Annotated in this window: 18 protein-coding genes; 3 read left to right on the plus strand and 15 right to left on the minus strand. The window is 52.0% G+C overall.

Annotated features, from left to right (window positions below):
- Nucleotides 1–5: 5 nt before the first annotated feature.
- Nucleotides 6–638 carry a YigZ family protein gene (locus ACI48K_RS00600; protein ID WP_475025617.1) on the minus strand — a complete coding sequence of 211 codons (633 nt, stop codon included), beginning with the start codon at nucleotides 636–638 and terminating at the stop codon, nucleotides 6–8.
- 103 nt (nucleotides 639–741) lie between these two features.
- Nucleotides 742–2,097 (minus strand): glucose-6-phosphate isomerase, encoded by a 1,356-nt coding sequence (locus tag ACI48K_RS00605; RefSeq protein ID WP_475025618.1) that lies wholly within the window; start codon nucleotides 2,095–2,097, stop codon nucleotides 742–744.
- 225 nt (nucleotides 2,098–2,322) lie between these two features.
- Here ACI48K_RS00605 and ACI48K_RS00610 point away from each other — a divergent pair, with 225 nt between their 5' ends.
- Nucleotides 2,323–3,219 (plus strand): NAD(P)-dependent oxidoreductase, encoded by an 897-nt coding sequence (locus ACI48K_RS00610; RefSeq protein WP_475025619.1) that lies wholly within the window; start codon nucleotides 2,323–2,325, stop codon nucleotides 3,217–3,219.
- Between the two features lie 115 nt (nucleotides 3,220–3,334).
- Here ACI48K_RS00610 and ppnP read toward each other — a convergent pair whose 3' ends face one another.
- The 4 genes from ppnP to ACI48K_RS00630 form a co-directional block, all read right to left on the minus strand.
- Nucleotides 3,335–3,658, minus strand: a complete 324-nt coding sequence (gene ppnP / locus ACI48K_RS00615) for a pyrimidine/purine nucleoside phosphorylase (RefSeq protein ID WP_475025620.1) — start codon at nucleotides 3,656–3,658, stop codon at nucleotides 3,335–3,337.
- 34 nt (nucleotides 3,659–3,692) lie between these two features.
- Nucleotides 3,693–5,717, minus strand: a complete 2,025-nt coding sequence (tkt, locus tag ACI48K_RS00620) for a transketolase (protein WP_475025621.1) — start codon at nucleotides 5,715–5,717, stop codon at nucleotides 3,693–3,695.
- Nucleotides 5,718–6,005: 288 nt separating this feature from the next.
- Complete coding sequence (purU, locus tag ACI48K_RS00625; RefSeq protein WP_475025622.1) at nucleotides 6,006–6,905, minus strand: formyltetrahydrofolate deformylase; 900 nt, start codon at nucleotides 6,903–6,905, stop codon at nucleotides 6,006–6,008.
- Between the two features lie 55 nt (nucleotides 6,906–6,960).
- Nucleotides 6,961–8,073 (minus strand): deoxyribonuclease IV, encoded by a 1,113-nt coding sequence (locus ACI48K_RS00630; RefSeq protein WP_475025623.1) that lies wholly within the window; start codon nucleotides 8,071–8,073, stop codon nucleotides 6,961–6,963.
- 249 nt (nucleotides 8,074–8,322) lie between these two features.
- On the opposite strand from ACI48K_RS00630, the gene ACI48K_RS00635 reads away from it, so the two are divergent.
- Complete coding sequence (locus ACI48K_RS00635; protein WP_475025624.1) at nucleotides 8,323–8,799, plus strand: DUF2621 domain-containing protein; 477 nt, start codon at nucleotides 8,323–8,325, stop codon at nucleotides 8,797–8,799.
- A gap of 130 nt (nucleotides 8,800–8,929) precedes the next feature.
- Nucleotides 8,930–9,862, plus strand: a complete 933-nt coding sequence (locus ACI48K_RS00640; protein WP_475025625.1) for a TIGR01777 family oxidoreductase — start codon at nucleotides 8,930–8,932, stop codon at nucleotides 9,860–9,862.
- Here the strand turns inward: ACI48K_RS00640 and ACI48K_RS00645 are convergent.
- The 9 genes from ACI48K_RS00645 to ACI48K_RS00685 all read right to left on the minus strand — a co-directional run bounded on the left by ACI48K_RS00645 (nucleotide 9,843) and on the right by ACI48K_RS00685 (nucleotide 19,385).
- Nucleotides 9,843–10,877, minus strand: coding sequence for a FecCD family ABC transporter permease (locus ACI48K_RS00645; protein ID WP_475025626.1), 1,035 nt, complete (start codon nucleotides 10,875–10,877; stop codon nucleotides 9,843–9,845). The two genes, ACI48K_RS00640 and ACI48K_RS00645, sit on opposite strands and share 20 nt — an antisense overlap.
- Complete coding sequence (locus tag ACI48K_RS00650) at nucleotides 10,874–11,911, minus strand: FecCD family ABC transporter permease (protein WP_475025627.1); 1,038 nt, start codon at nucleotides 11,909–11,911, stop codon at nucleotides 10,874–10,876. Before ACI48K_RS00650 ends, ACI48K_RS00645 begins: the two co-directional genes overlap by 4 nt.
- A gap of 129 nt (nucleotides 11,912–12,040) precedes the next feature.
- The gene (locus tag ACI48K_RS00655) at nucleotides 12,041–13,732 is read right to left on the minus strand and encodes a DUF6382 domain-containing protein (RefSeq protein ID WP_475025628.1); all 1,692 of its coding nucleotides are present in this window, start codon (nucleotides 13,730–13,732) and stop codon (nucleotides 12,041–12,043) included.
- A 63-nt stretch (nucleotides 13,733–13,795) separates the two neighbouring features.
- Nucleotides 13,796–14,302, minus strand: coding sequence for an A24 family peptidase (locus ACI48K_RS00660; RefSeq protein ID WP_475026029.1), 507 nt, complete (start codon nucleotides 14,300–14,302; stop codon nucleotides 13,796–13,798).
- Between the two features lie 30 nt (nucleotides 14,303–14,332).
- Entirely contained in the window at nucleotides 14,333–15,373 is a 1,041-nt protein-coding gene (locus ACI48K_RS00665) for a TadE/TadG family type IV pilus assembly protein (RefSeq protein WP_475025629.1), read from the minus strand.
- On the minus strand, nucleotides 15,342–17,528 hold the full coding sequence (locus ACI48K_RS00670) for a hypothetical protein (protein WP_475025630.1): 2,187 nt from the start codon (nucleotides 17,526–17,528) through the stop codon (nucleotides 15,342–15,344). The genes ACI48K_RS00665 and ACI48K_RS00670 overlap by 32 nt, the downstream gene beginning before the upstream one ends.
- A 123-nt stretch (nucleotides 17,529–17,651) precedes the next feature.
- Entirely contained in the window at nucleotides 17,652–18,308 is a 657-nt protein-coding gene (locus ACI48K_RS00675) for a TadE/TadG family type IV pilus assembly protein (RefSeq protein ID WP_475025631.1), read from the minus strand.
- 2 nt (nucleotides 18,309–18,310) lie between these two features.
- A complete protein-coding gene (locus ACI48K_RS00680; RefSeq protein WP_475025632.1) occupies nucleotides 18,311–18,505 on the minus strand; it encodes a Flp1 family type IVb pilin in 195 nt (64 codons plus the stop codon).
- Nucleotides 18,506–18,533: 28 nt separating this feature from the next.
- Entirely contained in the window at nucleotides 18,534–19,385 is an 852-nt protein-coding gene (locus ACI48K_RS00685; protein ID WP_475026030.1) for a type II secretion system F family protein, read from the minus strand.
- Nucleotides 19,386–19,412: the final 27 nt, after the last annotated feature.

Genomic DNA, 19,412 nt, shown 5'->3' on the forward strand with positions numbered 1-19,412 from the left:
AGGCATTATTCCCCTTCAATAAAATAAAGCTTATCGCCTTCCGCCAATACCGCTTGGCCTCCCGTCAAATCGATCATCCAGTCTTTAAATGCTTCGGCCTCCGAATCGAGCGGCAAAGCGCGGAGCGTCACCTTGTCGGCAAACCCCGTATCTCCCGTCCGGATCTCGCGATTTCTCAGCTCGTTTTCCACCTTGCCCAACCAGGTATACTCAAGTTCAACAAATACTTCGCGATGAAGCACTAGGGTAATTGCTTCTCCCGCTTCGATCGCCGCTACGGCGCCGTCGGTGTATGCCCGGATCAAACCGCCGGCTCCCAGCATAATGCCTCCAAAATATCTTGTTACGACAATAGCGATATTTTTGAGGCCTTGGTTCTTGATCACTTCCAGGATCGGTTTGCCCGTTGTTCCGCTAGGCTCGCCGTCATCCGACTGCTTCTGGATTTCGTCCCGCTCCCCGATCATATAAGCGGAGCAGTTATGCGTCGCGTTCCAGTGTTTCTTCTTGATCTCTTCGATGAACAAGACCGCGTCGGCCTCGTTATCCACCGGTTTGACATGTCCGATAAACCTCGACTTTTTGATGACGATTTCCTTGTCTCCGGCTCCGCGAACCGTCTTGTAACGCTCTAACATATGAACCCATCCTTATGAATGTGCCAAGAAGCAGTTCGACCGGGTTGTTAATCCGGTGAACTGCTTCCTGGCGCTGTTGTTCTCTTAATCGCGAAAGCCGTTATTATTCGGAGAGTCTTGCTTCGAGCTCCGCTTTTTCTTTTTCATAACCCGGCTTGCCGAGAAGCGCGAACATATTTTTCTTGTAAGCTTCAACGCCCGGTTGGTCGAAAGGATTGACGCCCATCAGGTAACCGCTGATGCCGCAAGCTTTTTCAAAGAAGTATACGAGGTAGCCGAACGAGTACGGAGTCAAATCCGGTACGTTGACGACCAGGTTAGGTACTTGGCCGTCCGTGTGGGCGAGCAAAGTGCCTTGGAATGCTTTTTTGTTGACGAAATCGAGCGTTTTGCCGGTGAGGAAATTCAGGCCGTCCAGATCGGAAGGATCGGATTCGATGGTGATATGGCTAGGAACTTCCGTTACTTGAATGACCGTTTCAAAAATGTTCCGGTTGCCTTCCTGGATGAATTGACCCATGGAGTGCAGGTCCGTCGAGAAATCGACCGATGCCGGATAAATGCCTTTATAGTCTTTGCCTTCGCTCTCGCCGAAAAGCTGTTTCCACCATTCGGATACATAATGAAGGGAAGGCTCGTAGTTAACGAGGATTTCCGTTGCTTTGCCTTTGCGGTACAGCGCGTTGCGCACGGCCGCATATTGGTAGCTGGCGTTTTCGGCCACGTTCGGGTTGCTGAATTCCTTGGAAGCGTCCGCTGCGCCTTTCATCATTTCTTCGATGTTGATGCCGGCGGTAGCGATCGGCAGCAGGCCTACGGCCGTCAGTACGGAATAACGTCCGCCTACATCGTCCGGAATCACGAACGTTTCGTAGCCTTCTTCATTGGACAGCTTCTTCAAAGCGCCTTTTTCGCGGTCAGTCGTTGCGTAGATGCGTTTGCGAGCTTCTTCTTTGCCGTACTTCTCTTCCAGCGCCGCACGGAAAATACGGAAAGCGATGGCTGGTTCCGTTGTCGTTCCCGATTTGGAAATAACATTCACGGAGAAATCCTTGCCTTCGATCAGATCGAGCAGGTGATTAACGTAAGTGGAGCTGATATTGTTACCGGCAAAGTAAACCTCCGGGGTTTTGCGTTTGTCTTTTGGAAGCAGATTATAGAAGGAATGGGACAGCGATTCGATTGCCGCGCGAGCTCCCAGATAGGAACCGCCGATTCCGATCACGATGAGAACGTCGGAATCGCTCTGGATCTTGGCTGCCGCTTTCTGAATACGGGCAAATTCTTCTTTATCGTAATCGGTCGGGAGATCGATCCAACCGCGGAAATCCGAGCCTGCTCCGGTGCCCTTATGTAATGTTTCATGAGCCGTGCGGATTTGTTCGGCTAAATTGTCGACTTCATGCTGCCCGACAAACTGAAGGGCTTTGCTGTAATCAAACGTCACTTTTTTGGACATTGCTTAAAAACCTCCATCTGTTTATTTATCTAACTGCCTATCCAACAAGAGGCAAGATTCAATGATTGGTTCCACATAAAAGGTCGAATTTTTGAACTACCTCTTATCCAGCTTAAAAATAGGATACTGTAAATTCCCAGCAAAGACAAGGGCACAATGTACAGGTTATAGCCCGCATGATAAAATAATTAAATGATGTTCAATTACTAGGAGAAGGTGAAGATCTTGAAAAAAATCGGATTTATCGGACTGGGAACAATGGGCGCCCCCATGGCCTCCAATCTGCTCAAGAAAGGCTACGAAGTCACCGTCTATAACCGGACAACCGCCAGAACGGCTCCTCTCGCGGAGCAGGGCGCAACCGTAGCCGCATCCCCAAGAGAAGCAGCCGCAGCGGCCGATACGGTTATCACCATGGTCAGCGACGATGCTTCCATCGCCGGTGTTTACGATGGACCGGACGGCGTGTTCGCCGGCCTTAATTCCGGAACGACCGTCATCGATTGCAGCACGATCTCGCCCTCGCTCGTTCGCAAGCTGGCCGAAGAAACAATCAAGCTCGGCGGAAAGTTTCTTGACGCGCCGGTTACAGGAAGCTCTCCGGCGGCCGTAGCCGGAACGCTCGTATTTATGGTCGGCGGAGACGCCGCCGTCGTGGATGGAGAGCGGGACGTGTTTGAAACCATGGGTACCACGCTATTGCACATGGGACCTAACGGCAGCGGGTCGATCGCCAAACTCGCTCATAACACCATCGTTGGCATCAACAACTTGGCTCTTGTCGAAGGCTTTACGATCGCGGCCAAATCCGGCCTCGCCCCGGAAGCGTTCCTGCAGCTCGTCAAGCTGGGCTCGGCGGGCAGCAAAGCGGCGGAGCTTAAAGGGAACAAAATCATCGATCACGATTTTACGAACCAATTTTCCCTCGCTCTGATGCTTAAGGATTTGAAGCTTGCTTCTTCATTGACCGACGGTGCCGGCATTCCGGTTCCGATGCTGAACCTGGCCAAAAGCCTATTCCAGGCGGGCCAGACGCAAGGGTACGGCGACGAGGATCTCTCTTCCGTCGTCAAAATCTATGAAGCGTGGATCGGACAAACCATCGGCGGCAAATCGCTATAAGCCGTAAGAACCGCTAACTCCGGCTTCGGCCAATATGAAAGGCAGGCCCGGCTATTTGCCGGGACCTGCCTTTTTGATGTTGATTTCAAACAGCGTAAACATCTGTGAAAGAGGCTTAAGCCCCCGTACCGTAAGAACAGCAGTAATCCGTTACGCTGCGCACTTCCAGTTTGAAGGAAGACTTCGCGGGAACGGTAAACGTCCCCCGACCGCTGATTTCTCGCCACAGCGACTCTCCCGGCAGCATCACCTTCAAATCTCCGGAGAGAATATCCATCACTTCCAGCGAATCGGTCGAGAATTCATATTCTCCGGGGAGCATGATCCCCAGCGTGATTTTGCTCCCGTTTTGAAGCCGGACTGTCCGGCTCGTTACTTTTCTGTCAAAATAAATATTCGCGGCTTTATCCACGGTTACGTTCTCCAGTTGCTGCGTCACTTTCCCCGCTCCCCTCGGTTAGGCATTGCTTTCTTTATTTCAATTGGGCTTTCACGTGTTTAACTACATTTTCTACCGTAAAGCCATATTCTTCGATCACTTTATCGCCAGGCGCGGAAGCCCCGAAGATATCGATGCCGATCACGGAACCTTGATCGCCGACGTAACGGTCCCATCCGAACGGATGCGCCATTTCAACGGCAACCCGGGCTTTGATGTCCGGCAGGATGACGGATTCCTTGTACGTTTGATCCTGTTTATCAAACAGATCCCAACTTGGCAAGCTGATAACGCGGACATGGATGCCTTCTTCGGCCAAAGCGGCTTGCGCCTTCACGGCAAGCTGCACTTCGGAACCCGTGGCGATGATTTGCGCGACCGGTTTGCCGTCCTTGGCGTCGGAGACCACGTAACCGCCGCGTTTGATCCCTTCGCGGGCCATTTCGGCCGATTTCTCGAGGATCGGCAGGTTTTGGCGAGTCAGCACGAGCGCTACCGGATTCGATTTGTTTTCAACGGCATAGGCCCAAGCGGCGGAAGTTTCGTTGCCGTCGGCCGGGCGAATGACGGTCAGGCCCGGAATGATCCGCAGGGACGCCAATTGTTCGATCGGTTCATGCGTAGGTCCGTCTTCGCCAACGGCGATGCTGTCATGCGTCAGCACGTAAGTAACCGGCAGCTTCATGATGGCCGACAAACGAACGGCCGGGCGCAGGTAATCGGTGAATACGAAGAATGTACCGCCGAATACTTTCAGGCCGCTGTGCAGCGTAATTCCGTTCATCGCAGCCGCCATTCCAAATTCGCGAACCCCGAAATACAAGTTGCGGCCGTCGCGGGTTTCCGGCGTATACATCGGAAGATTGTTCAAATGCGTCATCGTAGAGCTTTCCAGGTCGGCGGAGCCGCCGAGCAGTTGAGGCACGCGATGAACCAATCCGTTCAGCGCGTTGCCGGAAGCGACGCGGGTCGAGACCGCTTTATCCGCAACGCTGTATTTAGGGAGATCAGCGTCCCAGTCGGCCGGGAGGTCGCCATGGATCGCTTTTTCGAATTGAGCCGCAAGCTCCGGATATTCCGCTTTATATTTTGCAAACGCCTCGTCCCAAGCTTTGTTGGAGGCAATTCCGCGTTCTTTGACTTTGGCAAAATGCTCGCGCACTTCTTCCGGAACGTAGAAATCTTCTTCGTAAACCCATTTATAGTTTTCTTTCGTGAGTTTGGCTTCTTCGGCGCCGAGCGGAGAACCGTGCGTGCCGCCATGACCGCCTTTGCCCTGTTTGTTCGGGCTGCCGTAGCCGATGACTGTTTTCACTTCGATCAGAGTAGGGCGTCCGGTTTCGCGCTTGCCTTCTTCAATCGCCGCTTCGATCGCGGCCAGATCGTTGCCGTCTTCCACGCGCAGCGTTTGCCAGCCGTAAGCTTCAAAACGTTGTCTTACGTTTTCCGAGAAGCTGAGGTTCAGCTTGCCGTCGAGAGAAATGTCGTTGGAGTCGTACAGGAAGATCAATTTGCCCAGCTTCAAATGCCCGGCAAGAGAAGCGGCTTCACTCGCCACGCCTTCCATCAGGTCTCCGTCGCCGCAAATGCCGTACGTATAGTGATCGATAACTTTGAAATTATCTTTGTTATAAGTCGCCGCGAGCTGCGTTTCAGCAAGCGCCATGCCGACAGCCATCGCCAAACCTTGACCCAGCGGCCCGGTCGTGGCGTCGACACCAGCGGTATGGCCAAACTCCGGATGGCCCGGCGTCTTGCTGCCCCATTGGCGGAATTGCTTGATTTCATCCATCGGAAGATCGTAACCGCTGAGGTGCAGCAAGCTGTACAGCAGCATCGAACCGTGTCCTGCGGACAAAACGAAGCGGTCGCGGTTGACCCAAGTCGGGTGGTCCGGATTATGAACCATCGTTTTGGCGAACAGCTGATAACCCATCGGAGCCGATCCCATCGGCATCCCCGGATGGCCGGATTTCGCTTTTTCGATCGCGTCGATCGCCAAGGTGCGGATCGTGGTAATCGACAAGTTATCGATCGTTTTGTTGTCTGTGAGTGGCATTCAAATTTCCTCCCTTAATATGAAAAGATTCTGGCAAATCATGAAAAACATAAACTTAAGTTTTCAAAACAATCACTTTGAAAAAATCATTTTGACTATATCTAGTGTATCACGTCCTGCCGCCCTTTTCCATACCATTATTCCCATTCGTTTTCTCTCGAAATCACATAAAAAAATCGGATGCTTTTATGTACCGATAACGGTTGGACAAGCCGAATTCGTCCCCTTCGTTATGAAAAAAACCGTCCAGCCATTGATTCGCTATGACGGTTTTGAGGCATTGCCGCTTTAATTAAACACGACCGTTTTGTTTTGATGCACCAGAATCCGGTCTTCAATATGCCATTTGACGGCTCTGGCCAGCACAACGCGTTCAATCGTCCGTCCGATCCGCTTCAACTCGCCGACATCGTCGCGGTGGCTGACGCGCTGGACATCCTGCTCGATAATCGGACCGCCGTCCAGCTCTTCCGTGACATAGTGGGCGGTGGCTCCAATAATTTTCACGCCCCGGTCGTAGGCCTGGGCGTAAGGTTTTCCTCCCACAAAGGCGGGAAGGAAAGAATGGTGGATATTGATGATCCGCCCCCGGTAAGGTTGAATCAGCGCCGGAGAGACTATCTGCATATATCTCGCCAGCACAATGAGATCCACCTTTCCGTTTACGGCTTCAAGCTGCTTTCGCTCCGCTTCGGACTTAGTGTCCGGCGTCACCGGAATATAGTGATAAGGAATGCCGAAAGATTCGACGTAGCTCTGCATGTCTTGATGATTGCTGACAACCATGGCGATGTCCGCATTCAAATCTCCGGCCTGCCATTGCCACAGCAGTTCGACTAGGCAATGGTCCTCTTTCGAAACGAAGATCGCCAGTTTCTTTTTGTGACTGAGGGGATAAATGTTCCATTCCATACCGAATTTGTCCGCGATGACGGCAAAGTCGGTCGTCAGCTTGGGAAGAAGGGCATCCAGCCTTTCAAGGTCAAACTCGATCCGCATGAAAAACATACCGCCGTCAGGATCCATCGTATACTGGTCCGACTGAACGATATTCGCCCCATGCTCGTGCAGAAAACGGGACACTGCCGCCACGATCCCCGGCCCGTCCGGGCAGGAAATCAGCATGCGCGCCCGGTTGCTCTCATAGGGTTTGACAGGAACCCCGCTTGTTTTAACGTGTTTGTCCAAGTGCATTCCCCTCCTTTGCCTCAAGGTTCGGCCGAAACTTTGGCTGATTCTTGATTTACGCCTTGCCGGCAAACCATGCGATCAGCCGCTGATTGACTTCTTCCTCGCTGCGTTCCTTGAACAATCCGGCTTCGATCACCAGGTCATACAGCCGTTCCATCGGCTCGCGCGGATCCGCTTTTTTGGCTTTGGCATCGTTTTTCAGAACACTCCAGACGTCCAGCACATAGGAACGAGGATGGATATCCTGCTTGGCAAAAAACGCTCCCAATTCCTCAACTTCACTCAGGAATGTTTCTCCGAAACGTTCGGCCGTATCCCCGCGCAGCAAAGCAATTTCCACTTCATACATCGGACGCTGGGTTTTTGCATCTTTCCCGACCCAAGGCGTCTCCAGAATAAACGGCCGGTCTTGCAGCGCTTCGTGGTGGACGACGCGGTTGATCGCTTCGAATCCGATCCAGCCTGAGCCGATTGGGGTGTGGCGGTCCTTTTGAGCGCCGATGGGGTTTTTGCTGTCATTGATATGAACCACTTTTATCCGGTCTAGGCCAATCGTATCGTCGAACTTGCGCAGCACGCCATCCAGATCATTCACGATATCGTATCCGGCGTCGTGGATATGGCAGGTGTCAAGGCAAATCGACAGCCGCTCGTTATGCTGAACCTTATCGATAATCGCGGCGATTTCTTCGAAGCTTCGGCCCATTTCCGTTCCTTTTCCGGCCATCGTTTCCAGCGCAATGCGTACTTCCGTTTCGCCAGTTCCGTTAAGGACTTCATTCAAACCTTCGGCAATCCGCTGCACGCCGTACTCCGCATCTTTTTCCGTAAAAGCGCCCGGATGGAGCACGATATTGCGCACGCCCAGTGCATGGGTACGCCGAATTTCCTCCTGTAGAAAGTCAACGGCTAGCTGGTAGGTGTTCGATTTGTAAGATCCGAGATTAATAATATAGGGGGCGTGAACAACAATTTCGTCGATGCCCGCCTGGGTCATCGCTGCTTTCCCCTCTTCGATGCCCATCGATTCGATCGGCTTGCGTCGGGTGTTTTGCGGTGCCCCGGTATAGATCATAAACGAACTGGAGCCATAGGAGATCGCTTCCTCCGTGGCGGTAATCAAACCCTTGTCCGAAAACGAGACATGGGAACCTATTTTAAGCATGCATGTGACCCCCTTTTAATCCGTGTCCAAAAAGTCAGGTTTTCAAAAAATGACTTTTTGAACTACCTTTTGGACATTAAATCGCTAAACAACCCTATTTTAGCCTTTATATCGAAATAAATAAAGAAATAAGGTATAATTCTTATCAAATCATAACATTTTTAAATCTCACAATTTTAAATTTTTCCGCTGTTTTCGGTGAACTTTGTTAAAGCTCTTTCTATACGAGTAAACGAGGTGATAAACAATATGCTGCATCTAGTGATGCCTGCTGGATTGGCTGCTGCGGTAGACGGTCCGAACCGCTGGTTCATGAACTCGATCGCGTTTTGGGGGTTTGTGCTGCTCGGAATGATGGCCATCGGGGGATATTTTATGTTCCGGAAGTTCCTGAAAGTTCTCCCCAAAGCCGACGGCATGTCCAAGCTCGACTGGCAAAACCATTGGGTGGAACAAAGCCGGCATCTCTGGTCGGATGAAGCCAAGGCTTTTCTGAACAAACTCGTGGAGCCCGTGCCAGGGCCATTCCGAGACATCGCCCGCCATTCGATCGCTGCCGAAATCGGCAAAATTGCGCTGCAGGAGCAGGCTTTCGAGATTACGCAGGCACACTGCATCAAGGGATACATAGCGGCGACGCCAAAGCGGGACAACAAGTTTCTCGTGTCTTTTCTCGAGAAGAACCAGATTGATTATCAGCCCTATCGGCATCTTATGAATAAATAATACAGCGGTTCTTTTCATTATTATTATTGCATCCGGCCAGGCCTCGCCACGCGAGCATTGCCGGATGTTTTCTTAAGGCATGAGCATATATTTCCGAAATGGAGTCGTCAATCCGAGGGGAGTGAGAGGCATGAAAGCCATTATCTTTGGAGGCACCGGCTTTTTAGGCAGCGCCTTGTCCGATTATTGGCTGAAGCAAGGACATGAGATCTTGGTCGTCACCCGGAAGTTACCCGACGAACCTCGCAGACCGCAAGGCAATAATCGCTCTCCGACTTATGTCACATGGACGGATTTGGACGCAAAGTCCTCTCGCTTTAAGGGGATAGACGTCGTCGTCAACCTTGCGGGCGCCGCAATCAGCCAGCGCTGGACCACTCAAGCCAAGCGGCGGATTCTCGAGTCCCGCATAAGATCTACCGAAGCCGCGGCCCGATTTGTGCAAGCCCTTGAACGGCAACCTGCGGTCGTCCTCCAAGGATCTGCCGTCGGAATTTACGGGACTTCCGAAACGGCTTATTTTAACGAGGTACGTGAGCCCGCGGCTAACGGTTTCTTGGCGAATGTTACCCGGCAGTGGGAAGCGGTGGCGAACACCGATTTCACCGGCATCCGGCTAATCAAGCTGCGCACCGGCGTCGTTTTGGGCTCTGGCGGAGGTGCGTATCCGCTCATGCGGCTTCCTTTTCTGCTCGGGATCGGCGGAAAAGTCGGCACAGGCAGGCAATGGATTCCCTGGATTCATCTCCGGGACTTCATCGCCCTCGCCGATTTCTGCGTCTCCCATGCCGAGCTTCAAGGGCCGGTCAATGCGGTAAGTCCAAATCCCGTCACCAACGAGCAGTTTGGACGTATCGTATGCGGAATCCATCGCCGTCCCTTTTGGCTGCCCCTTCCCGGAGTCATGCTCAAAACCCTTCTAGGCGAGATGTCCTCCATGCTGCTGGAAGGACAACGTGTCAAGCCGAACGCCGCGCTTCAGGCCGGATATTCATTTGCGTATCCGCAATTGGAAGAAGCGGTCCGGCAGATCAAACAAGCACCTAAATCCGCGATTTGGTGAGCAAATATAAGAAATAAGGTGCCCCGACGACCGCAACGACGATCCCCGTCGGAATTTCAGCGGGCTGGAGCACCCAGCGTCCCAGCGTATCTCCGACGATCACCAGAAGCCCTCCCGCCAAAGCGGAGGCCGGCAGCAAATATTCATGTTTGGGGCCAACCAGCCGTCTCGCCAAATGCGGAGCAATCAGCCCGACGAAAGAGATCCCCCCGCCAACGGCGACGGAAGCCCCCGTTAAACCTACCGCCGCGGCCAAAAGTCCAAGACGTGACCGCTCCAGGGAGGCCCCCAGTCCGGTCGCGGTCTGATCGCCAAGATTCAATATGTCGAGCGCACGGGCTTTGACAAAAACATAGGGCAGCAAAATGATAATCCACGGCAGCAAGGCCAGCACGTATTTCCAAGATGCCCCCCAAATGCTGCCCACCAGCCAGATTTGCAGCATTTGATAGTTTTCGGGACGCAGGCGAAGCTGCAGCACGATCATGGCGGCATTGATGCCGGCCGCCAAAGCGATGCCGACCAGCACCATCCGGATCGGAAGCAGCCCGTAATATTTTTTGTACGACAACACATAAATCAGCGTTGCCGCGACAGCCGAGCCTAGAAGCGCAATCAGCGGCATCAGAAAAACGGGCGCATCCGCCGTAGCCGGATAAAACGAGATGAACAACGTCACGGCCAGGCCGGCGCCGGCGTTGATTCCCAGGACCCCGGGGTCGGCGAGCGGATTACGCGATATGCCTTGGAACACACAGCCCGCCGCGGCCATTCCCATGCCGATCAGGACAGAGATGACGATGCGCGGCAGGCGGAACTGAAACAAGATCAATTCCTGTTTATCCGTTCCCCAACCAAGCAGCGTTTTGAAAACGTCTATGGGAGCCAGCCGAATAAATCCGGTGTTCATACTGAAAATAAATACCCCGATGATGAAAAAGGCAAACAAAGCCATAACGGTATATGCTTTGACGGCCCTATGCCGCAAGAACAGCGGCGCCTCCGGTTTATTCATTCCAATCCCCCCTTTTGCTTAAGCGCAAGGTACAGGAAGAAAGGTACTCCGATCACGGCGATCAGCGCTCCAATCGGCGTCTCATGCGGAGGATGGACCATCCGCGCCAATATGTCGGCAAATACCATCAGCAAGCTTCCCAGCAAGGCGGAAGAAGGAATTACCCAGCGATAATCTACGCCCACGAGAAACCTGGCGATATGGGGAATCATCAAACCAACGAAACCGATAGCGCCAACCAAGGATACCGCGCTTCCGGCGAGCACCAAAACAATAATCATCCCTAAAGTTTTGATGACGCCGGTTCTTTGCCCAAGTCCGGTCGCCACCTCTTCCCCCAGACTAAGCAGTGTGATCGATTTCGCTAAAGCAAACGCTCCGAGCAATCCCCCGATAATCCATGGGGTAACGATTTTGATCTGCGTCCAGCCGGTCCCGGACACCGCACCGGCATACCAAAAAGCCAGATCCTGTCCGATACGGAAGTAAATCGCGATACCTTCGCTGATGGCGACCAGCAGCATGCTGACAGCGGCGCCGGCCAGTGTCAACCGGACAGGCGACAATCCTCCCCGCGACGAGTAGCCGATGCCGAATACAAGCCCCGCGCCAAGTCCCGCACCGGCAAATGAATATAACATTACCGTAAGGAACGAGGTGCCCGGCATAAAAGCAAAACATAATGCTAGCGCTAAACCGGCGCCTGCGCTTAAGCCCAGCAGCCCCGAGTCGGCCATGGGGTTTCGGGTCATCCCCTGCATAATCGCTCCGGCTACGGCCAGCGCGGCCCCGATCAGCGCCGCAGCCACCGCCCTAGGGAATCGCAGTTCCGTAATGATTTGATGCTGCGTAAGCTCAGGCTGAAAATGGAACAAGGAGTTCCATACGGTGGCTAGCTTGATATCGGCGGCTCCTACGGAAATGGACAAGGAGACGGCAAACAGCAGCAGCAGCGTCCCGCCAATCAGTATAAGCGTGGCCGTTACCGGCCGGGAGCGATAATGCGGCTTGGAAGTCTGAGTCGAAGGCGACATGTGCGAACCATCCTTATAAGCAAATTTACGGAAATGCTCTCATTCCGGAATATATTGAAATTGATTATCATTCTCGTAAAATTATAACTGCTTTCGATAGGATTATCTACGGTTCCTCACAAAATTGTTCTAAAGGCCGATGTTTGGAGATTCATGTGAATTTGTATTTCGCATTCCTTCCGATCCGAATTTGAATGAAACTCCGGCTATTTGAAAAACTTCACCCGGTTCAATGGCATATTCCTTATAAGGAGCGATTAATTCCCCTTTAAACAAGGTGCCGTTGCGAGACCCCAAATCCTTAAGGTAACTCCCCACCCGGCGAATCATAAGCTCGGCGTGTGCACGCGATACTCCTTCCGTTTGTTCAAGATATTGGGCGATTTCCTCCGATCTGCCGATAACGAAACTCCCCGGCTTAACTGTAATCCTTTCCGGCACGCCTCCCTCCGCGGCATGTCTCTCCAGAAAATACACCGGAGAGCTCTCCGTAGACTCATTAGGATTTATGGATGTTCCGCTAAGCAAAACCGTTGCAGGCGGAACGTATCTTGGTTCAATCCGTTCCGCCGCTGTGCCAGCCTCCCTCGAACCTCGCAACAACTCTACCGGAGGCTGCTCAAACCCGTCTTCGTCCCGGATCATTGCATGGGTATGTTTCGGCCTTTGCCATTCCCACAACCTTTCCTCATCCTGAAGCTTTGGCTCCGCGGCCCGAAAGATATCCCGGGATTGATCATCCTCCTTCCCCTTCTTAGCCTCGCGGCCCAAAAAATTCGGAATGGCCGTCTCCCCCATCGGCGTTGAAAACTTTCCGCTCCGCAACCAAATAACGGCTACAGCTAGCAATATCGTAACCCCGGAGCATATATACAGATTTGCTTTGCCGGGATCGTCCAGATAAAGGAACTTCCAGCTTAATGCTGCAGCCAGCAGAGCGCCAAGGACATAATAACTCGGCTTGATTAAAGGCTTGGTTTGCAGGGAGTCTGATTCCGCGAGTTCTTGGGCGGAGGCCCCCCTCATTCCGGATATTCCCCAAACGCCGGCACTTTGGGAATCCAACGAATGAACAGGAGCATTGAGGTTCGGAAGATATTCTTTGATAAAGGCCGATCTGGATACCGGGTTATCTTCCTGATTTACCGAAGGTATATGAGCATTTTGCAGTTTAGGCGAAATAATCAGGGATTCCTGCAAATGCGGCTCCTTGGCGTTGACTTGACGCAAAGGCTCTTTAACATCGTCTCCGGTGATCAAATCTAGAAGCAGCTTCTTGAGTTCAGCCAGTGAAAATGTATCATCGCCACAAAAACGGATGATCCGTTGAATCCCGCTGCCTTCGATCACCGAAACGCCGGTGAGCAGCCTGGTAATCAACGCCAGCAGCGACTTGGGCAGGGGCTCGTTCAGTAGTGTCTCTTTTACCGGCACATAGGCAAAATACAAGTTTCCGCCGGACAGGGGCTCCTCGGCGAATATGTGCCCCTCGTCAAGCAGAAAATTCTCCGGATTCAGCATGTACCTAGGGCTTTCGTCCAAGACGGAAACAATCTGGAGCAACAATCCGTATAAATCGGCCATTCCGATTTTATCGTTCTTCAGGCATTGGGACAGCATTCTTTTGCCGGTAATATCATAGTTTAAGCTAACCGCAAAATCGACCTCTCTGACATCCAGCTTCAGCAGGTTCGGAATGGAGACCGAGGCCAGCATGGCTCGCTGAATCCGGTTTAGATGTTCCGAGCGAAGCCCGCCTTCCCCTTCCAGAATCATGTACGTCCCGCCGTTTCGGACAAAATCGGCATGCAATTCCGGCATAAACTCTCACTCCTCTTCACATCAAAGTAAATGCAATTCGCAAGTTCAATTCACAGAAATGAATTAGAAATAATAGATGGCAAGCGCCGCTCCAGGCAGCACCGCCAGCATAAACGGAAACTGCAACTGGCCTTTGGTCCCCGCTCGAACCGGTGAGAGGCTGCGAAGCACAACCGCACCAAGCACGCTGTTGAGTACCTTTCTAAGCCTGGTAAAAGCTTCACGGCGCCAAATGAGTATTATAATTCCGATGCAGCCTGCCGCAAAAATGGAGTACATCATCGTTGAGATGGTGAGCCCCATGCCAATCCAAGCTCCAATTCCGCCGAATAGCTTCACATCTCCGCCGCCAACCGCGCGCAGCAAGTATAAAATAAACATCAACCCAAAGCCTGCTCCTGCTCCTTGCAAAGCAAACATGGCGCCCTTCCAGCCTCCGGAAGCGATATGATACAAAAAACCGGCGGTTATCCCGGTTATTGTTATAAAGTTCGGAATTTTCAACGATTTTATATCCGTCCAAAAGGCTGCCGCCAGCATCAAAAAACAGCCCCAGTACTCCCAAGGCATATTCACGTTATATCCCTCCCGCTGCTTTCTTTAATTCGGACTTTCCACATTAAACTCGGCGCTCGTTCGTCGTCCGTCCTGCGATTCGACCACAATGGTCCACGTTCCCGGCGTGGTATTGCCCCCGACAAGCCAATTCCAGGCCACTACACCTTCGTTATCCGCCGAGGCATCCCCTAAATATTTAGCTTGGCTGATCCCGCTTTTATAATAGACCGTCAGTTTAGCGGTGCTCCCCGGCTCGATCCTAGCCGTTACAGATGCACGGTGGCCTGCGTATGCGGGATCAGGTTTTGAAAGAATAACCGGTGCCTGCCCTTCGTTCCCTTCACCTGCGCCGTTTTCTTGCTGCTCACCGGTATCACCGATCCATAAACGCTCCTCAGCTCGGGCCTGCAACAAAATTCGGCTTCCTATAAACGGCACCTTGATAGGCAACTCATAGCTCAAATTCAATCCGAAATAAGGCGTTTTCCCCTCTTTGATATCAGGAACGGTCACACCGCTGACATGCACCCGATTCTGAGAGAGGAGCGTCCCTTCCATAAACGGCTTAAGCATTGGCTTGATAGCGGGATCAAGCACGCTTTCCAAAGCTTCGTACTTAAGATTCTGCAGCGGCTCATCGCCTGCAGCCGCCGCATCCGAAATCCAATCGGATAACGGCGACGGTAGGGCTCCGGCATACTGTTCCGCCCATTCCGACAAAGATAACCCGGGCATTTCCCATTTGAAAGAACTGCTGTTTTCGCGGGAAGCCCCTTCCCCAGGTTTAGAAGCTGCCTTTCCACCGTCAGACCCGTCACCGCCATCTCCTTTTACAGATCCTGCTTGACCGTCTTGGGCTTTTACGGCCAATGCTACCGGATACATATGCGCCGCTATCAGTTTGGCGGCGTTCGCGGCTACTGTATGCAATTGCCCCAGCAACACTGTCATCTGCACCATGTAAATAAACAAAAACAAAACCATGATAAAGACAGGCATAACGAGCGAGGCTTCAAGCACAATGCTTCCCCTCGAACTGCGATTAATGCGACTAATAAAAGAAATCCGCTTTTTTCTCGGCATAATACCGATTTCCTTCCACTTTACCTTTAATAATCCTCACTGATCCCATCGCTTTGGCAACGCCGGGAAGAAACCACAACGGCATCGAGACCGTTGTTTCTCCTTTTAGGTATGTCCCCCGTTCTTCTGGAGCAATTCCGGTATTTAAACGTATGACTGCCAGCATCCGAGACAAACGATTATCGCTTCGCCCGTGCATCAGAAGAAACAGCCGCAAATAGTCCCTGTAAGTCAGTTCTATTTTCAGATAATCACTGAGCACGATTTTTCCGGTCTTCGTGAGCGTAACCATATCTTGAATGGCATGTTCGACGCCATAAAGCAGCGATGCAGCCAAAATTAACAGGGGGTTTCCTTTACCGCCGTTTTTAACAAAGCCTTCCATCGTCCGGATCGCTAGCCTCATGGAGAATATTTCACCATAAGCCGCCGCGATATTGCCGGTTGGATTATGAAAACCGTAGAGGATGTATTCCGCTTCCTGCTGTTCGGGAGCAAACCGATTCATCAGATTATCGATGTTATTCAGCCCTTTTCCTTCCGCAAGATCCTCCAGGGCGCTAATATCGAACATATGAAAATAGCTAGCAATGTACTCCGTCTGAAAGCTGTTGTCGGCCATCCCGCCCAAAAGCCCGGAAAGCCCGCCATACAAGCTGTCCATCCCCTCCATCGCTTGTTTCCCCGCTGTATGAGGCTCCTCGCTAAAAAGCGCTTCACCCGCCCCTTCATTGGAACCCGCCGCCGATTTATTCATTGCCCGATTAACTTCATAATAGCTTTCCAATTCCTTGAATTTCTCCTGTTGTTCCTTTAGCCCGTCCTTTAGCGCGGAAAGTTGTTTTAGCAGCCCGGCTACTCCGCCCAGTTTTCCTTTGGCCTCCCGCTCCGTTTGTTTCCTCTGTTGGTCTGAAGAGCGATGAGACTCCAATGCTTTCTCATTTGCCGCAAGCACATTATCATTTTCCGAATCTGAATACTTGCGCAAATATGAATCCAGCTCCCGCGCCGCCCCGAATAACGCAGTTCTCAGCCCGGAAGCGGAAGCGGAGGCGGACATAACCGGGCTCTCCATTGAGAGAAATGTATCCAGGCCGGCGCGAAGCCGGATAAAGTCCGAAGCTTGGTTTGCCCTGTCACTCTCAAAATCACTAAATAGACCTTCCGATAGGAGAAGCGTCCGGCTTTGCTCACGGATTTTGGTAATTTCGCCGCTTTCGCCGACTTGGTTGTTTCCGCCCGTGCTAGGCCCCGCCGCCACCTCATTATATCCGGCTTGAGCCGGGCGATCTTCCGCCTCTCGAATAACTTGCTCCATTTGCCCGTTAATCTGCTTGGCTTCCGCCAACAGGTCAGCGGCCTGCTGGAGCAGCACAACATGAAGCTGCTCCGCCTCCGACCGTTTTCTGCCGAGGTCTTCAAAAATATCGGACGCCTCCTCCCGGTATTGGCCGATCTCCTCAGTATACAAGCGGTCCATGGGCTCCCTTGACGCATCCTGCTCCGTTTTTCTCGCATAATCGGCGTATTGAGCCACCACTTCTTGTGCTGAAGACATTCCGCCCCCCAACGGTTCATCGCTAACTGCCGATATGCTTCTCGGCAAAAGACCGCTGAGTGATTCAATCAAGCGCGCCGCCTGCCGCTGCTTGTCCAGCGCTTCATCCAGCTTGGCCTCTCTCCGCTCGTACAAATCCTGTAATTTTCCCAACAAGTCTACCGTATTCGAAGCCTGCTTCATCACTTCGGCCATTGGCTTAAAACGATTCAGGATGTCGATCGTCAAATCAATCGGTGCTCTATATTTCATCTCTTCCCGGATTTGCCGTTCGAACACGGAATGCAAACCAAGCGGCAACTGCATTTCCGTTGCGGAGGAATCCAGCTTGACCCCAAGAATCGGAAAAGTGTCCGCCCGTTTTCCCAGTTCTAACGAATCTTGCAGCACCCTGGACATGATGTAATTCTCATCCGTTTCCCCGAATGCGAACAATCCGTATTTTTCCGCCAAATTCGGATCGTAGGCGGACATTACGGACCTGGAAGCGGCATGAGTCAGCCTTTCGGTATAGGCCTGCAAGGCAAACATTCTTGCGAAATCGATAAAGATGGTGACGAACGCCAACACCGCCGCAAATATAACGATAAGAAACACGGTGACCGCCCCTTGCTCCGAACGCTTATCATCAACCAGTTTGTCCGCCCTCCCCTCAAATTGCCGGATACCGAATCGCAATCCATTCGTCTGTGTTTGCCCACTCGCCGTTTGATACTCCCCCTATTTTCCAAACAGCTCCAGCGCTTTTCCAGCCTCCCGCTTATCCATGCGGTCACTTCCGGAGCCTTTAAATCTCGCGCCGTAATAACGAGCCAGATCGACTGTACGAATCCATTCCACCGGATCGACGACATAGCTATGCGAACGGCCGGTTTGGGTTGTGTCACCGAGCCATCCCTCCAATGGCGCCAGTGAAACCAACCGTTTAAACGATACCGTCACTTTGCGCAGCAGCAGCCGGTTGGCGTATTCCATGGTTCCTTCTAGCTGAGCCGGAATCTCGCTCCCTACGCGGCTTAATTTCCGAAACGACAGCGATTCCCCGGAAGGCTCCTTTGCAGGCAGTTCCAAATGTGCGGACTCAGCCGTTTCTTCCCAGCCAAAAATCGACCGCAGCATTCCATCATCGGTTAGCCTCCAATAAAGAGAGTCGTATTGTCCTTCCTCCAAACTGCCGGTAGTGGAGTCCCTGTAGCTGTTGTCCCATACATAAGTGCTTCGTTCAGCAGCTGCAGCCGCTGCTTGGTCAAGAATTGCGTTCTGATATAAATACAAGCAAAAAAAGAGCATGACAAACACCGTAAAAAAAATCGTCGGCAGCACTAAGGATGCCTCCAGGATAAAGCTTCCCCGTACATCTCGATTAAAGCCGGGCATGCTTAATTGCCGTCCATGAAGTCTTCCGTTTTTGACTTTGCTTTTCCGAGCAGACTTTGCACTATGGCTTTAAGCTGATCTCGGAAAATAACAGCGATGATGACGATTACCGCGATGATTAAAATCATCTCCAACATCCCGAGACCATCCTCATCTTTCCATAAGTCGATGCCTTTTTTGCGAATCGCGTTCAACATTCCGTTTTCCTCCTTTAATCATTGTTCATTACATCTTCATCATCATAAAAGCCGGGGCCCCGACTAAAACCAATAGGATCATAAATATAAGCGCCATCGGGAAGATGAGCTTCGAGGAAGCCTGCTCCCCAAGCGTCCTGCTGACCGCTTTGCGTTTTTCCCAGAGCGAGCGGGACAAATCCCGCAAAGCCAAGGCAAAATCACTGCCGCCGCGGCGGTAATTCAACAGGACGGCCGTCGTAAAGGCACTAACTTCCTGGATTCCGCATCGTTTGCTAAAAGCTTCAAACGCTTGTTGAAAGGAATCCCCTCCTTCCCATTCACGCTGCATTTGCATGAGTTCCTTATAAAGAGGATGCCGCTCTTGCCCTCGCTTTCGCTCCAGACATAATTTAATCGCCTGCTGCACCGTTGCCCCCGCTCCAACAAGCAGAATGATTTTGTTCAGAAACTCGGGCAGTTCAAGAACAACTTCCTGCTCCCGCTTTAATACTTTGCGGTGCAGGTCGCTGATTAACGCCGCAGGCAGCAGGACAGCTAATCCGGTCCCCATAACAAAGCCGGTGGGCTCTCCATTCATAAGCAGCGACATCAAACAGCCGAAAGTTAACAGCAGCCATATGTAAGAAAACAGCTCAGCCAAAAACAATCTGGTTAAATCGCCGCTGCGACGATCCCCGCTTATTTTTTGAATTGAGTGCTGTACCTTAAATATCAAGGCCGGAAACCTTTGCTGCAGACGCATCCGTTCCAGCAGATAAAGCATGGGCGGAGACAAACGCTGCAGCCTTATGCCTTCCATGGCCAGCTCCACATATTCACCATATTTACGGTATGAAATGCGGTACAGCCCGGACCAACCGGTAAAAAGCACCAGCATGATACCCCCAAACACCAGTCCGTTCAC

Source organism: Paenibacillus terrisolis, from assembly GCF_056171975.1.